16 protein-coding genes are annotated in these 14,295 nt (G+C 73.2%); 2 read left to right on the forward strand and 14 right to left on the reverse strand.

Going from position 1 to position 14,295, the window contains the following annotated elements; all coding sequences use genetic code 11:
* Positions 1–809 (reverse strand): arginase family protein (locus Q1K57_RS04300; RefSeq protein WP_300079358.1); only part of this gene is annotated, 809 nt, incomplete at its 3' end.
* Positions 810–922: 113 nt separating this feature from the next.
* Between Q1K57_RS04300 and Q1K57_RS04305 the strand changes: the two genes are divergently transcribed.
* The gene (locus tag Q1K57_RS04305) at positions 923–1,423 is read left to right on the forward strand and encodes an SRPBCC family protein (protein ID WP_300079360.1); all 501 of its coding nucleotides are present in this window, start codon (positions 923–925) and stop codon (positions 1,421–1,423) included.
* A 146-nt stretch (positions 1,424–1,569) separates the two neighbouring features.
* Here the strand turns inward: Q1K57_RS04305 and Q1K57_RS04310 are convergent, their stop codons facing one another.
* The 10 genes from Q1K57_RS04310 to Q1K57_RS04355 all read right to left on the reverse strand — a co-directional run bounded on the left by Q1K57_RS04310 (position 1,570) and on the right by Q1K57_RS04355 (position 11,369).
* Positions 1,570–3,165, reverse strand: coding sequence for an NAD(P)/FAD-dependent oxidoreductase (locus Q1K57_RS04310; RefSeq protein ID WP_300079361.1), 1,596 nt, complete (start codon positions 3,163–3,165; stop codon positions 1,570–1,572).
* Between the two features lie 268 nt (positions 3,166–3,433).
* Positions 3,434–3,703, reverse strand: a complete 270-nt coding sequence (locus tag Q1K57_RS04315) for a Rho termination factor N-terminal domain-containing protein (protein ID WP_300079363.1) — start codon at positions 3,701–3,703, stop codon at positions 3,434–3,436.
* Between the two features lie 254 nt (positions 3,704–3,957).
* On the reverse strand, positions 3,958–5,481 hold the full coding sequence (locus Q1K57_RS04320) for an FAD-dependent oxidoreductase (protein WP_300079365.1): 1,524 nt from the start codon (positions 5,479–5,481) through the stop codon (positions 3,958–3,960).
* A complete protein-coding gene (locus tag Q1K57_RS04325) occupies positions 5,478–5,792 on the reverse strand; it encodes a lycopene cyclase domain-containing protein (RefSeq protein WP_300079367.1) in 315 nt (104 codons plus the stop codon). The genes Q1K57_RS04320 and Q1K57_RS04325 overlap by 4 nt, the downstream gene beginning before the upstream one ends.
* Positions 5,785–6,270: a lycopene cyclase domain-containing protein gene (locus Q1K57_RS04330; protein ID WP_300079369.1), complete on the reverse strand. Its 486-nt coding sequence runs from the start codon at positions 6,268–6,270 to the stop codon at positions 5,785–5,787. The genes Q1K57_RS04325 and Q1K57_RS04330 overlap by 8 nt, the downstream gene beginning before the upstream one ends.
* The gene (locus Q1K57_RS04335; protein ID WP_300079371.1) at positions 6,267–7,133 is read right to left on the reverse strand and encodes a phytoene/squalene synthase family protein; all 867 of its coding nucleotides are present in this window, start codon (positions 7,131–7,133) and stop codon (positions 6,267–6,269) included. Before Q1K57_RS04335 ends, Q1K57_RS04330 begins: the two co-directional genes overlap by 4 nt.
* Positions 7,130–8,791: a phytoene desaturase family protein gene (gene crtI / locus Q1K57_RS04340; protein ID WP_300079373.1), complete on the reverse strand. Its 1,662-nt coding sequence runs from the start codon at positions 8,789–8,791 to the stop codon at positions 7,130–7,132. The genes Q1K57_RS04335 and crtI overlap by 4 nt, the downstream gene beginning before the upstream one ends.
* 108 nt (positions 8,792–8,899) lie before the next feature.
* Entirely contained in the window at positions 8,900–10,018 is a 1,119-nt protein-coding gene (locus tag Q1K57_RS04345) for a polyprenyl synthetase family protein (RefSeq protein WP_300079375.1), read from the reverse strand.
* Positions 10,015–10,563: an isopentenyl-diphosphate Delta-isomerase gene (gene idi / locus Q1K57_RS04350; protein WP_300079377.1), complete on the reverse strand. Its 549-nt coding sequence runs from the start codon at positions 10,561–10,563 to the stop codon at positions 10,015–10,017. Before idi ends, Q1K57_RS04345 begins: the two co-directional genes overlap by 4 nt.
* Positions 10,560–11,369, reverse strand: coding sequence for a hypothetical protein (locus Q1K57_RS04355; RefSeq protein ID WP_300079378.1), 810 nt, complete (start codon positions 11,367–11,369; stop codon positions 10,560–10,562). The genes idi and Q1K57_RS04355 overlap by 4 nt, the downstream gene beginning before the upstream one ends.
* Before the next feature lie 153 nt (positions 11,370–11,522).
* Here Q1K57_RS04355 and Q1K57_RS04360 point away from each other — a divergent pair, with 153 nt between their 5' ends.
* On the forward strand, positions 11,523–12,353 hold the full coding sequence (locus tag Q1K57_RS04360; protein WP_300079379.1) for a MerR family transcriptional regulator: 831 nt from the start codon (positions 11,523–11,525) through the stop codon (positions 12,351–12,353).
* Positions 12,354–12,569: 216 nt separating this feature from the next.
* Here the strand turns inward: Q1K57_RS04360 and Q1K57_RS04365 are convergent, their stop codons facing one another.
* The 3 genes from Q1K57_RS04365 to Q1K57_RS04375 form a co-directional block, all read right to left on the reverse strand.
* Entirely contained in the window at positions 12,570–13,052 is a 483-nt protein-coding gene (locus Q1K57_RS04365) for a TspO/MBR family protein (RefSeq protein ID WP_300079380.1), read from the reverse strand.
* Positions 13,052–13,558: a DUF6328 family protein gene (locus Q1K57_RS04370; protein WP_300079382.1), complete on the reverse strand. Its 507-nt coding sequence runs from the start codon at positions 13,556–13,558 to the stop codon at positions 13,052–13,054. Before Q1K57_RS04370 ends, Q1K57_RS04365 begins: the two co-directional genes overlap by 1 nt.
* Positions 13,559–13,620: 62 nt before the next feature.
* Positions 13,621–14,295: methyltransferase domain-containing protein (locus Q1K57_RS04375; protein WP_300079384.1), on the reverse strand; the 675-nt coding region annotated here is incomplete at its 5' end.

Genomic DNA, 14,295 nt, shown 5'->3' on the forward strand with positions numbered 1-14,295 from the left:
GTGAAGCCCACCACCTCGGCCGCGGCGCTGACGTCCGCGACGATCCGGCGCACCTGGGCGCTGGTCAGGCCACCGGGGACGGCACCGAGGCCCAACCTGAGCTCGTCGCTGTCGATCGTGTCGACGTCGAAGTGGATCGCCACGCGCCGGCAGCCCGTGGCCGCGAGCCAGTCGAGGACGGGGGTGCTGGCCGTGCGCAGCGCGTCCGGACCGAATGCCTGCAGCCCCCACTCGGCGAGCCGCGGGTAGTCGTCGTCCGTCCACTCGCAGAGGCCGACGAGCGCGACCCGGTCGGACGGCACGGTGGCCGGGAGCGCGGCGAGCACGTCCGGGTCGCCGTGGCCGGTGAGGGCGGTGACGGCCATCGCGTGGTAGCCCGGGTACGCGCTGGCACCCGTGCCGGTGTCTGGATGGGCGTCGATCCAGAGCACGGCGAGGTCGTCGGGGTAACGGGCGGCCAGCGCGGCGAACGGGGCGACGCTCACCGAGCATTCGCCGCCGAGGGTGAGGATCCGGTCCGGGTTGTGCTGCGCGATCAGGTCGAGGGCTGCGCGCAGCTGGCGCAGCACGGCGGCCTTGGCCTCCATGCCGTCCCGCTCGGTGAGGTCCTCGTCGCCCATGGTGATCGGCACGGTCGCGGTCGGGCCGTCGTGCGGGGGCAGGACGGCGGCCAGTACCGCGGACCCGACCACATAGCCGCGGCGAGCGACCTCGAAGGGGAACTCCGCGGCCAGTTCGCGGACTGCCGACGTCCCGGCGCCCTGCCACTGTGGCCAGACCAGCCGCAGCGTCCGTGCGGTTCCGTCCATGACGACTCCTTCCGTCCCTGTCCTCATCCTCGCGGATTCCGGTGGGAAGCGCGTCGCGATCGGCCGGGCGGCGGGTACCTGTGGTGCAGGCCGATCCGAAGGAGGCGACGACCGTGAGCAAGGGCGACGCGAACCCGTCCGAACACGCCCGTGAGCCGGGGCCGACGATCTCGCGATCGGTCGCGGCGCCACCGTCCGCCGTGTGGGCGGTCCTGGCGGACGGATGGTCGTACGCGAACTGGGTGGTCGGTGCCGCGCGGGTACGGGACGTCGACGTCGACTGGCCTGCCGCGGGCGCGAAGGTGCACCACTCGGTCGGGCTGTGGCCGCTGCTCATCCAGGACTTCACCCGGGTCGAACGGATGGAGGACGGCACCGACCTCGTCCTCACCGCGCGTGGCTGGCCGGTGGGAGAGGCGCACGTCCATCTCAGCATCCGTGCGGACGGCCCTGGCCGCAGCGTGGTCACGATCACCGAGGACGCGGTGTCCGGTCCGGGCCGGCTGATCCCGCCGCCCGTCCGGCACGTCCTCCTCGGCCCCCGCAACCGCGAGACCCTGCACCGGCTGGCCCTGCTCGCCGAGGGCCATCACCGTGAGGAACGCATCGCCTGAACCGCGGGGACGGTTCTCAACTCGGTTCACCTGAACCGCGGAGACCTGAACGATGGGGACGGTTCTCAATTCGGTTCACTTTCCGCCAACGATCGGCTGAGAGTGAACTGAATTAAGAACCGTCCCCATCGTTCAGTCCCCATCGTTCAGCGCAGGAGGCGCTCCCAGGCCGTCCGGACGAGGGCGTTCTTCACCGCGCCGAGACGGCCGTTCGCGGTCAGCGCCGCCCGGGCGGCGTTCCAGCCACAGGCGCCGTGCACCCCTCCACCGGGGTGGGCGGACGCGCTGGCGAGGAACAGCCCGTCGATCGGGGTCTCGGGACGGCCGAGTCCCGGCGTCGGCCGGAACACCAGCTCCTGGTGGATCGCGGACGTACCGGCGTTGATCGCGCCGCCGACGAGGCTGGGGTTCCCGGCCTCGAGGTCGGCCGGCGACTGGACGTGCCTCGCCACCACCAGGTCCCGGAAACCGGGCGCGACCCGCTCGATCGCCTCCTCCACCCGGTCGAGGTGATGCTGCACCGCAGAGGCATCGGACGCGAACCGCCGCGGCAGATGCGTGTAGGCCCACGCCGACTCCGCGCCCTGCGGCGCCCGGGACGGGTCGGCCACCGCCATCTGGCCGAACAGCACGAACGGCCGCTGCGGCAGGCGTCCCACGCTCAGGTCCGCGGCGAAGTCGACGAAGCCGTCCAGGTCCACCCCGAGGTGCACCGTGCCGGCGTCCCGGCTGCCGTCACCCAGCCACGGCACCGGCGCGCGCAGGGCCCAGTTGGCCTTCAGGGTGGCGTGGTCCCAGTGGAAGGCGGCAACGTCGTCGCGCAGCCGCTGCGGCAGCGGGACGCGGGCCAGTAGTCCCTCATAGAGCGCCGGTGCCGGGACGTCCGCGAGGATCGCCCTGGCCGTCACCACCGTCCCGTCAGCGAGCCGGACGCCGGTCGCCCGCCGGGCCTCGACCAGGACATCGGTCACGACGGTCCCGGTGCGCACCTCCGTCCCCAGCGCCTCCGCCCGTGCGCGGAGAGCCTCCGCGAACCTGCCCGCCCCACCGCGAGGGACGGGGAAGCCGACCTCCTGGCCGAGCATGCACAGCAGCCAGCCGAACAGGCCGCTGCCGGCGGCGTCCGGCGGGATGTCGCTGTGCAGGGCGTTACCGGTGAGCAGCAGTCGGGCACCGACGCCGCTGAACTGCTCCTCCCCGAGCCGGCGTACCGGCATCGCTGCGAGTCGCGCCAGCCGCAGCGTCCCGGACGCGCGCAACCGGCGCAGCAGTCCCAAGCCGGCGCTGACCGGGGGAAACGGAGTGAACAGGGCGTCCAGCAGGTCGTCGCGTGCCCGCTGCCACTGGGCGAAGAGCTCCAGCCAGGCATCGCCGTCGCCCGCGGCGAAGGCGTCCAGAGCGGCAGCGGTCTGCTCAGGCTGGCGGTGCAGCAGGGCCGTGCGGCCGTCCTCCAGCTGGTGGGCCAGCACGGCCGGTGCCTGCACCCACTCCAGCCCGTGCCGGTCCAGGTCGAGGGCGCGGATCACCGGGCTGGCCGCCGCGAGCGGATAGAACGCGCTGTAGAGGTCGGTGACGTAGCCCGGAGCGGTCACCTCACTGCTGCGGACGGCGCCGCCGACGTCGTCCGCCGCCTCGAGGACGACCACGTCCCAGCCCGCCTCGGCGAGCGCGATGGCCGCCACGAGTCCGTTCGGCCCGGAGCCGATCACTATCGCGTCGCACGTGCGCCTGGCTGCGTCCATGCCCTCCTCCTTACCCCGATCACGCCACGCGCGCCATGGGTGACGGCACGCATGGAGGATCTTGAGCGGACGGCCCGTGCCGGCGCGTCGCAGGACGGAGGCCTTGTCCGGCCACCCGCGTTGAGCCACCAGGACTGGAGAGGATCCGCACTCTCGACAGCGGATCCGCACTCTCGACGTTCTCAATTGCCGGCAGGCGGCCACTTATGTCCATCGAGCGCGCAATTCCTCAGGCGGAATGACGTAGGGGCCGGGACGACGTACGCGCTCAGTGGTTGCGCAGGGCGTCCACCAGCTCGGACTTCGACATCTTCGAGCGGCCCTTGATGCCGAGTTCCCTGGCGCGCTTCACGAGCTCAGACTTGGTGCGCTCGTCGTAGTCCTTGGCGCTGCCGCCCTTGTGGCCGACTGCCTTCCGGGACGAACCTGCGGCGGCGTTCGAGATGCGCGCGGCCTTCTCCTTGCTGGCGCCGTCGTCACGCAGCGCCTCGTACATTTCCTTGTCCTTCACCGATGGTCCGGGATCGCGTGCGGGCATGGGTCCTCCTTCTCGAATGCCCTGTTCATACCCGCGAGGGGGTGTCGACAAGCTTGGGTGGCCCTTCGTGACGGCCACTCGCTGCGCTCGCGGCCTCCTCAGGGAGCGGGGGGATGAACCGGTCACACTCGCGGCCTCAGGAGCGGGATGAACCGGTCGCACCCGCGGCCCCGGGACCGGGATGAACCGGTCGCACCCGCGGCCCCGGGACCGGGATGGACCGGTCGCACCCGCGGCCTCGGGAGCGGGGTCGGTCAGCCCAGCAGGCCGCGCAGGGGCGGCGACCAGAGGTCGTGGCCGCGGCGGCCGAAGCGCGCCAGGAGTGTGTTCGCCGCCTGCCAGCCCGTGGTCGCCGCGCGCTCCATCAGGGCGATCGGCCACTCGCTGCGGACCAGGTCGCCGGCCAGGACGACACGCGGGTCCGGGGTGGCCACGGTCGGGCGCAGGTGCCACGGGGACAGGTCCACGAGCGGACAGTCGTCGGCGACCAGCCACTCCTCGGCCGCCACCGGAGCGTCCTGAAGTTCCGGGTAGACCTGCCCGGCCTGGCGCCACAACTCGTCCCGGGTTGCCGTGGACGGGTCGCGCAGCGCGTAGCCGTGCACCTCGACCACCGTCCCACCAGTGCGTCGCGCCCACTCGGCGGCGCCGGCCTCGAAGGCGTCCAGCCGGCTGACGTTGTCCAGCGGACCGTACCCGCTCGTGCCGAGGAAGGCGGCCACCTCCGGGTGCGGCCCGGTCAACCAGCGCCGGCCCACGCCGAACGGCGGCGCGGCGCGCAGGGCGGCGATCCGCTCCCGCCACGGCGCGTTGCCCAGCCGGTCGGACGCGCCGACGACCTGCTGCAGTGCCCGGGTGTCGAGGGCCAGTACGACCGCGTCCGCGGCCAGCTCCCCGTCGCTCGTCGCGACGACCGTGGCGCCGTCCCGCGGTTCCACCCCGAGCGCGCGGACGCCGGTGCGCACCTCCACGCCGCGAGAGAACAGGTAGCGGCCGAGCGGCGCCCACAGCGCGGTGTCGTAGTCGTCGTCGGGGACGTCGAACAGCAGCCCCTCCGCCGAGCCGACGAAGTAGGTGTGGAACATCGCGACCAGCTCGCCCGCCGCGAACTCCCGTGGGTCGGCGAAGAAGCTGCGGGCGAAGACCTCCAGTGCCAGGTGCCGCGCCGAGTCCGGGAACCGCAGCCGGTCGAGGAACTCGGCCGCGCTCACCCCGTCCAGTTGCGAGTAGGTGCGCGGGAAGCGCACCCGCAGCAGGCCGAGCGCCTGCCGGACGTCCACCCTGGCCAGGTCGCCCACCGAGAAGGACGGGCTCTGCGCCACGAAACCCACCAGGTTCCAGGGCGGCGTGCGGGGCACGTTGGTGAACGAGTCGACGACCGGCTCCCCACCGTCGGACGCGGCCAGCTGCAGCGGATAGTCGGCGACCGGGACCAACCGCTCCAGGCCAGGGTCCGCCCGGCGGAGCAGCGCGCGAAGGTTGTAGTACTGGCGGAAGAAGGCGTGGAAGCCGCGGCTCATCGTGCCGGTCCGGCCGTCCGGCAAGATGATCGGCCACGCGCGCACGCGGCCGCCGAGGGTGTTCGCGGCTTCCAGCAGCACCACCCGGACGCCGCGCTCGGCCAGGCCGGTCGCCGCAGCCAGCCCGGCGACACCGCCGCCGACGACGGCGACCGTGGGGGTGTCTGCGGGTGGCGCGAAATGGGGTCTGTCCCCATTCTCCGTCACCGGCGGGTGGCGGACGGCGCGCGCGTCCCGTCCCGGACGCCAGGGCCTCATGCCTGCTGCTCCCGGCGGCCGGCGACTTCCCACGCGATGATCACGGCGGTGACCAGGGCGAAGCCGAAACCGAAGTCCTCGATCGGGATGTCGAACGGGAACCGGACGCCGAGGAAGTGCTCGGGCGCGTACCGCACGATCGGGTCGGACAGCTTCGTCAGCCAGCCGTCCACCAGGACCTGGAAGAAGAACACGATCGCCATCGCCAGCCAGTACTGGAGCGTCCGGAAGATACCCGTCCGCGCCCAGAGCAGTTCGACGGCGACGACCGCGATCACGGCGGCGAGCGTGGCGAGGGTGTACTCAGGCATGGTCGTCCTCGGGGACGGGCCCTTCGTGACGCCGGCTCGTTCCTCGCCGGCTCCTCAGGGACCGGTTGTGGGGGGCGCCGCTCCTCAGGGACTGGCTGTGGGGGGCGCCGCTCCTCAGCCCACCGTCATCCCGGGCGTGACCCGGGATCTCCCGCCCGCTCCTCAGGGACCGTTGCCCCAGGACCGTCCCGACCGCTTCGTAGGTGAGCAGGCCGCACACCGGGATGACCAGGAAGAACACCAGTTCCTCGACGGGCACGGCCCCCGGCAGGAGCACGCCGATGGTGGCCGAGGGGCTGTAGTCCCAGTGGCCGCGGGCGATCGCGACGGCGTCCCAGACGTAGAACGCGACCAGGGCGGGCGCCAGGGCCAGCAGCAGGCGGACGGGCCGGCGGTACACCCGGGCGCGCAGCCAGAACTCCAGCGGCAGGGTGATCGCCACGCAGGCCGCCATCAGCAGCAGGTACTCGGCCCTCATGCCACCTGCCTCGGTCCGGCGACCAGGATGGACGCCGCGGTCACCGCCTTGCGCCACGTCGGCACCCGGGCGCGACCGGAGAACACGTCGTAGTCGCGGGACTCGATCCGCTCGAGGATGCGGGAGTACAGGTCCAGCGCCGTGCCCACGCAGCGCGCGGACGCCGGCGGCAGCATCGCCACACCGGTGCGGGCCAGCGCGTACAGCTCGCGGTTGCGGGCGATCTCGAACGCCATCACCTCACGCCACGGCTGGTCGACCACGCGGCGCCACGGGTCCGCGCCGAACCGGGCCAGGTCGTCGGCCGGTAGGTAGACCCGGCCACGGTCGAGGTCCTCGCCGACGTCGCGCAGGAAGTTGGTCAGCTGGAACGCGAAGCCCAGCGCCCGGGCCGGCTCCTTCGCGTCCGGGGTGAGCGGCTGCAGGACGGGCAGCATCATCTCGCCGATCACCGCGGCCGAGCCCTCCATGTAGCCGCACAGGTCGGCCCAGGTCCGGTAGCCGGCGACGGTCAGGTCGAGCGCCATCGCGCCGAAGAACCGGTCGAAGCACTCCCGCTCGATGCCGGTCTCGCGGACGGTGTGGGCGATCGCGGCCAGGGTCGCGTCCCGGGGATCGCCGGCCAGGGCGGCGTCGAACCCATCCCGGAAGGCCGTCAGCTGGTGCGCGGTGTCGGCGGCGCGGACGGTGGTCGCGCCGTCCGCGTCCACGATGTCGTCGGCCAGCCGGCAGAGCGCGTAGATCGCGTACACGTGCCGCCGCTGGGCCGACGGCAGCAGCGCCGCGCCCCAGTAGTAGGTGGTGCCGTACGCCCTCGTCAGTCGGGCGCATTCGGCGTAGCCGGCGGCCAGTTCGGGAGTCACGATGACCCGTCCTTCCCCGGAACGCCCGGGACGACGGTGGTCGGGCCCGCCCTCCGTCCGTCATCCCGGCGAACGCCGGGATCCCCGACACCCGACCAGCCAACCGGCCCCACGGGATCCCGGGGCGAGCCCGGGATGACAGGCGAGCCCGGGATGACGGTGGATGCGGCCGGGACGACGGTGGGTGGGCGCGCCGCGCCCAGGTACGTCCGGACGCGCTCGGCGGCCAGTTCGCCGCTGATCAGCACCATGGGCACGCCGACGCCGGGGGTGGTGCCCGAGCCGGCGAAGAACACGCCGGGCAGGCGTGGCTCTACGTTGGCCGGACGGAACGGTCCGGTCTGGCCGAAGGTGTGGGCGAGGCTGAACGGGGTGCCCATCTTCATGCCCTGCGCCGCCCATTCCAGGGGCGTGACCAGGCGCTCGGTGACCACGTCGTCGGGGTAGCCGTTGGCCCCGAGGAAGCGGTGCAGCCGCTCCCGCGCCGGGCCGCGCTCCCGCGTCCAGTCGATCGACGCGCCCAGGTGCGGCACCGGCTCCAGCACGTACATCGTGCTGTGCCCGGCCGGCGCGACGTCAGCGTCCAGGCTCGGCACCGTGACCAGCCGGGAGGGGTCGCCCATCAGCTCCTTGCGCGTGATCAGCTGGTCGAACGCCACGTGCCAGGACTCGGCGAAGTGGATGTTGTGGTGGGCGACCCCCGGGCCCGGCGTCCCGCGCACCCCCACGTGCCAGACCAGGGCGGACGGCGACCAGGCCGCTCGGGCGAGGCGTCGCGGCGGGGTGAGGTCGGGCAGGAGCCGGGTGTAGGCCGTCGGCAGGTCGAGGGTGATCACGGCCGCGTCCACGGCGAGCTTCTCGCCGCCGGCGACCACCCCGGCCAGCTTGCCGGTCGCGTCGGTGAGCAGCTCGGTGACCGGCGCCTCGTAGCGCAACTCCGCGCCGGCAGCGTTCAGCGCCCGAGCCAGCGCGGCCGGCACCCGGTGCATGCCACCCTCGGGGAAGTACACGCCGGAGATGCAGTCCATGTAGGTGATCACCGCGTAGATCGCCAGCGCGTCGGTGGGGGCGAGGCCCGCGTACATCGCCTGGAAAGTGAACAGCCGCACCAGCCGTGGGTCTGAGATCCGCTTCTCCACGGCCTTCTGCAGGCTGCCGAAACCGCCGAGCCGCACCAGCCGCGCCGCAGCGACCGGACGGGTGAGCAGGTCGACCGGCGAGTCGAAGTTCCGCTCGATGAAGTGCGGCATCTCGGTGGCGTAGAGCTCCTGCAGCCAGTCCACGAAGCCGGCGAACGCCTGCGCGTCGCGGGCCAGGCCACGCCGGCGTAACTCCGCCACCTGGTCTGCCAGGCCGGCGCGCACCAGCAGCTCGGACCCGTCCGCGTACACCGCCCGATAGGCCGGGTCGAGCCGCCGCAGCGGCACCTCGGCCTCCAGCGACGTCCCCAGCCGTGCGAAGGCACGATCGAGCAGGTGCGGCATGGTCAGCACGGTCGGACCGGTGTCGAAGGTGAAGCCGGCCTGGCTGAGCGTGCCGGCCCGGCCGCCGGGTTCGGCCTCCCGCTCCAGCACGACCACGTCGTGACCGTCGCCCACGAGCTGGGCCGCGGCGGCGAGTCCGGCGAGCCCGGCCCCGACGACCGCGACGCGGCTCATCCGGGGTCCCGTGGGGTGCTCATGCGGGCCACCGTGGGGTGCTTCATGCGGGGTCCCCGCGGAGCTGTTCGGGGGAGCGCAGCGGAGGAGAAGAACTCCGTGGGGTGCTCATGCGTCCCGCCAGGCGACCCGCCGCGCCAGCGCCTCCAGCCCGGACGCCGCGTCGGCGTCGATCGCCGGGTCGTCGAGCGCGACGAACGCGGCCGCCACCGCGTCCCGGATCATCGCCTCCACATCGGCGATCACGCCCGAGCGGACGAACTCCGCCTGCAGCCCGGCCACCAGCGACCCGGACGCACGTCCGCGGGCCGCCCGCCGCAGCGCACGCTGCCAGCGGGGCGAGAACCGCTCGGTGGCCAGCGCCATCAGCACCGTCGGCTTGCCCGCGACGATGTCGTCCCCGACCGGCTTGCCCATGGCGCGCGAGTCACCGATCACGCCGAGGATGTCGTCGCGCAGCGCGAACGCCTCGCCCACCGCGACCCCGTAGCGCTCGAGGGCGACCAGCGTGCGCGGCCCGGCGCCGGCGGCCACCGCGCCCAGCTGCAGCGGCCGCCACACCGTGTAGGCGCCCGACTTCGCCCGCGCCACCTCGCGGGCGTGCGCGAGGTCGCGGCGTCCGTTCGCCGCACCGACCAGGTCGCGGCCCTGACCCATCATCAGCTCGATGCACAGTGTCCGCCACAGCTCCTGCAGCGGCCGGGGCAGCGTGGCGACCAGCAGCCCGGACTCGCTGTGCGCGAGGTCGCCGGCCAGGATCGCGATGTTCTCGCCGTACCGCTGCGCGTCCCCGATGCCGTGCCGCTGGACGTGCTGGTCCCGCGCGCTGGCATGGACGGACGGGCGCCCGCGGCGGGTCTCCGAGCCGTCCATCACGTCGTCGTGGATCAGCGCGAACACGTGCAGCAGCTCCAGCGCCGCGCCCACCGTGACCAGGTCGTCGTGCCCGGTGCCGGTGCGGTGCCCGCCGGCGGCCACCCAACCCCAGTGGGCCATCCGCGGACGGAACCGCTTGCCGCCCGACCGGACCGTCGTCTCGAGCAGGTCGAGCACGGAGTCGGTGTGCAGCACGCCCTCGCGGGGGACCACGGCGGCGGCGAGGTCGACCCACCTCGCCCGCAGCGAGTCCAGGGTCGCGTCGATGACGGCCTCGACCGCGGCCAGCGTGCGCTCGTCCCTGGCTGTGTGCTGGCCGACCTCGTGCCGGGCGGAGTGGATCAGGGTCATGCCGCGCCCGCCTTCCGCATCGCGTCCTCCAGCAACGGCACCTGGAGTGCGCACCACGGGCTGAGCAGGGCGGGCACCGTGTCGGCGACCCGGATCAGGTCGCCCCAGGACACCCACGCGGTCTCGCACACCTCGGCCGGGTCGGGCGTGAGCGGGCCGCGGATCCGGCCCACCCAGACCGGGCAGGTCTCGTTCTCGACGATCCCGGACGCGTCGACGGCGCGGTAGCCGAAGTCGGGCAGGACGAGGTTCAGGTCGTCCACGGGAACGCCGAGTTCCTGGGACACGCGCCGCCGCACCGCCGTCTCGGCGGCCTCGCCGGGACGCGGGTGGCCGCAGCAGGAGTTCGTCCACACCCCCGGCCAGGTGGCCTTGGTCAGGGCGCGCCGGGTGAGCAGCACGCGTCCGGTGTCGTCGAACAGGTAGCAGGAGAACGCGAGGTGCCGCGGGGTGTCGCGGGTGTGCACGGCGGTGCGGTCGGCGTGCCCGATCGGCCGGTCGTGCTCGTCGAGGAGTACCACGAGGTCGTCGATGTCGGCGTTCATCGGGTGCCCCCGGGATTGTGGACGTGGACGGGAACAAGCTGACCCGCCCGCCGGAGCCAGATCAAGCCGGTGGCGGTCAGCACAACTGCTGCGGCCACCGCGGCGGCGACCCCGGTGAGCGTCGACGCCGGCTCGCCGGCGAGGCGTCCGACCGCGATCCAGGCGAGTCCCCAGGCCATGGCGAGGGCGACGCCGATCCGTCCGTCCAGCACCCGGGCCAGCACGACGCCGATGGCCGCGGCGACGGCGAGCACGGCGACGGCCAGCAGCTCGGCGACCGGCAGCGGCGGGTTCACCCCGGACGCGACCAGGGTGGCGGTGATGTTCGCGGCGGTGGCGATCGCGACCCAGCCCAGGTAGAGCCCGAACGTGCCGTCCACCACGACCTTCTCCACGGGGGACGCGTGCCGGGGCGGACCCAGTCGCCGCATCAGTTCGCCCAGCGTGGCGGCGAGAGCGAGGATCACGAGGACGCTGACCCACAGCCAGCCCACCTGCGTGACCAGTAGCCAGGCGCCGTTGAGCACCATCGACAGTGCGGCCAGGGCGCCGATCCGACGGGCTCGCGGCGAGGCGGTGTTCGCCGGCAGCCACTGCCAGACCACGTAGGCGACCAGGCCCGCGTAGATCACCGACCAGATCGAGAACGCCCGGACGGCCGGCGCGAGCAGCGTCGCGGTCGCGGACAGGCTGCCGCCGGAGCTCTCCTCCACCCGCGTCCCGATCACGCCGATGCCGAACAGCGTGCCCACGATCATGAACACCGCGGCGGCGGTGACGACCACCTGGCGGACCCGATCACTCATTGCGTACTCCTGCCCCCGAAACGTCTGCCTCAAACCTTGTACAAAAACGATGCCATCTGGTCACCAGCTTGAACAGTGATAAGCGGAAAACCTTAGACAAACTGCGTAGAACGCTCGCCGATGCAGCGAACTCGCCGGTACCCTCGGACGGTCATGGTCACGATCAAGAGGGCCGCCGAGCTCACCGGGGTGCCCGAGCACACGCTGCGGGCGTGGGAGCGCCGCTACGGCCTGGTCTCGCCCGGCCGCACCGCCGCGGGCTACCGGCTGTACGACGAGGCGGCCCTGGCGCGGATCCGGCTGATGCACAGCCTCGTCCGGGCCGGCTGGGCGCCCCACCAGGCCGCGGTGGAGTCCGCGCGCCGGACGCAGGCCGAGAGCGGCCTGCCGGGTGAACGCGAACTGGTGGCGGCCGCGGCGGCCATGGACGGCGACGCGGCCGCCCGGGTGCTGGACGCCCAGTTCGCCCGCGGCTCGTTCGAGACCGTGGTGGACGAGTGGCTGATGCCGGCGATGACCGGGCTCGGCCGGGCGTGGGCGAGCGGCGAGGTGTCCGTCGCGGGCGAGCACCTGGTCAGCAACCTGGTGATGCGCCGGCTCGCGGCCGCGTACGAGGCCGCGGGCCAGCCGGCCTCGGGGCGGACGATCCTCGTCGGCGCCCCTCCGGGCGTCGACCACGAACTCGGCCTGCTGGCGTTCGCCACCGCCGCGCGCCGGGCGGGCACCGCCACGGTCTACCTCGGCTCACAGCTTCCCGCGGAGGCGTGGCACGACGCCGCGCTGAAGGTCGGCGCCGACGCGGCCGTCAGCTCGCTGTACCGCCGCAGGGACGCCGCGCGGCTCCGTCCGGTCGTCGAGGCCGTCGCCGACCTGCCGTCCCTCGAGCTGTGGGTCGGCGGCCGCCACCAGCACCTCGCACCACCCCCGTTCCGTCCGCTCGGCCACTCGATCAGCGAGGCCGCCGTCCGCCTGGCCACCCCCTGACCGGGGACGGTTCCTTACTCGGTCCACTTGCCCTGAACGGTTCGGGGACGGGTCCCAACCGTTCAGCCGGGGACGGTCCCCACCTCCGGACGACCCGTCGATCGTCGAGCTTGTCGAGACGTGGTGGTGGTCTCGACAAGCTCGACCAGCGACCGCGGGAGTGACCAGCGACCGCGGAGTGAAGCGTGAACGGTCAGGGACCTGTCCCCTTACTGTTCAGGCCCGGTTGCGACGGGCGACGGCGGCGGACAGGGCGGTGGCGAACGCACACCAGGCGGCGTAGGCGAGGAACGGCGTGGTGTTGGCCCGTCCGGTCGGACGGGCGCGGCGGGCGAGGTCGGCGGCACTCGCGGCGAGGACGGCCGCCACCCCGACGGCGGGACGGAGCGCGTGCGCGCGGAAGAAGATACCGCTCCACGCCGCGTTCAGCGCGAGGTTGACGACGTACGCCGCCTTGAACCGGTCGGCGTCGGACTTGCGTCCGCCCTTCTCCAGGCCGGTGATCGTGCGGGTCGCGGCGGCACCGATGGCGGCGTAGAGCGTCGTCCAGACCAGCGGGAACGCCGCCGGCGGCGGCTGCCAGGGCGGCTTGCGCAGCGACCGGTACCAGGCCGACTTCGGGTTCGTCAGGATCGAGCCGGCCACCGCGCAGGCGGTGGTCAGCGCGCCGACGACGGGGCCGGGTTCGAGGGTCTTCATCAGGTGTCCTCTCCGATCCGGGGACGGCTGCGCAGCAGCAGGGGCAGCAGGAGCCACGCGCACAGGAAGGTGAGCGTGCCGGCCAGGGCCGCGACCAGGCCGGACGTCGTGCCGAGCACGAAGCCGAAGACCAGCGCGGTGACGAGCACGACCGTGACCGCGAGCAGCGCCAGCCCGATCCTGGCCAGCACGTCGGACGAGTCGACGAGCAGGTTCTTCACGTGGCGCCGGAACAGCAGCCGGTGCAGCGGGACGGGCGCGACGACGAACAGCGTCGACAACGTGCCGCAGGCCACCGCTGCGAGGTACACGACCACCAGCGCCGGGTCGAGCTCTTCGAACCGGGACTGGAACGGGATCGTCAACAGGAAGCCCGACAGGATCTGGATGCCGGTCTGGGTCACCCGCAACTCCTGGAGCAACTCGCTCCAGTTCCGGTCGCTGCGCTCGGCGGGTGTCTCGTTGCGCTCGGGTCGCGGCCACTCCGTCCGCTCGTCCGACATCATCCTCCCTGCTGTCGCGTGGACTACAGGCAGTACCCACGCGGACGGCCGGACAACCCGTGGCCTCAGCTCCCGGGACGCCGGGCCACCCAGGTGTGCAGGATGCCGCGCTGCCAGCCGTCCACCTCGAGGCGGACGAGGTCGGTGAAGCCTGCCGCCGCCAGCCGGGCCGAGAAGGCGTCCGTGCTGTCGAACCCGCGCACGCTGCGCCACAGGTACACGTACAGGCCGGGACGGGCGCGCAGCACGAACGCCAGCGGCACGACGACCAGCCAGCAGACCAGCGACCAGACGATCCCGGCACGCCGCCGCCCGGCCACCGAGTACTCCTGGACGACCAGCCACCCGCCGGGTTCCAGCTGCTCGCGCACCATGCCGAGCACGTCGTCCCGGCCCGCCGCAGGCACGTTCCGGAAAAGGTACGCGGCCAGGACGCCCTGGACCGGCGGCAGCGCCAGGCCGGGCAGCGTCTCCGCCGTGGCATGGACGAACTCCACCCCGGCCGGCCACGCCTTCGTCCGCGCCTGGTCGAGCATGCCCTCGGACGCGTCCACGCCCACCACCCGGGCGCCCGGCAGTGCCTCGACCAGCGCCGCCGTGGACGATCCCGAGCCGCAGCCGAGGTCGACGAGCACGAGGTCCCCGCGCCCGCCCAGCCGCTCGGCGAGCGCACCCACTGCCGCCCGGAGGTGGCGGTGGTAGCCGGGGTTGAGCCGGGTCATCAGGTCGTAGCGTCCAGC

It is taken from the genome of Propioniciclava sp. (assembly GCF_029977985.1).
Lineage (GTDB): Bacteria > Actinomycetota > Actinomycetes > Propionibacteriales > Propionibacteriaceae > Propioniciclava.

Excerpts from the sequence above, each read along its gene's own strand:
- Q1K57_RS04325 (WP_300079367.1), bottom strand. The coding sequence starts at position 5,792 with ATGCCTGAGTACACCCTCGCCACGCTCGCCGCCGTGATCGCGGTCGTC.
- Q1K57_RS04345 (WP_300079375.1), bottom strand. The coding sequence starts at position 10,018 with ATGACCCTGATCCACTCCGCCCGGCACGAGGTCGGCCAGCACACAGCC.
- idi (WP_300079377.1), bottom strand. The coding sequence starts at position 10,563 with ATGAACGCCGACATCGACGACCTCGTGGTACTCCTCGACGAGCACGAC.
- Q1K57_RS04360 (WP_300079379.1), top strand. The coding sequence starts at position 11,523 with ATGGTCACGATCAAGAGGGCCGCCGAGCTCACCGGGGTGCCCGAGCAC.
- Q1K57_RS04310 (WP_300079361.1), bottom strand. The coding sequence starts at position 3,165 with ATGGACGCAGCCAGGCGCACGTGCGACGCGATAGTGATCGGCTCCGGG.
- Q1K57_RS04355 (WP_300079378.1), bottom strand. The coding sequence starts at position 11,369 with ATGAGTGATCGGGTCCGCCAGGTGGTCGTCACCGCCGCCGCGGTGTTC.
- Q1K57_RS04365 (WP_300079380.1), bottom strand. The coding sequence starts at position 13,052 with ATGAAGACCCTCGAACCCGGCCCCGTCGTCGGCGCGCTGACCACCGCC.
- Q1K57_RS04320 (WP_300079365.1), bottom strand. The coding sequence starts at position 5,481 with ATGAGGCCCTGGCGTCCGGGACGGGACGCGCGCGCCGTCCGCCACCCG.
- Q1K57_RS04330 (WP_300079369.1), bottom strand. The coding sequence starts at position 6,270 with ATGAGGGCCGAGTACCTGCTGCTGATGGCGGCCTGCGTGGCGATCACC.
- crtI (WP_300079373.1), bottom strand. The coding sequence starts at position 8,791 with ATGAGCCGCGTCGCGGTCGTCGGGGCCGGGCTCGCCGGACTCGCCGCC.
- Q1K57_RS04315 (WP_300079363.1), bottom strand. The coding sequence starts at position 3,703 with ATGCCCGCACGCGATCCCGGACCATCGGTGAAGGACAAGGAAATGTAC.
- Q1K57_RS04370 (WP_300079382.1), bottom strand. The coding sequence starts at position 13,558 with ATGATGTCGGACGAGCGGACGGAGTGGCCGCGACCCGAGCGCAACGAG.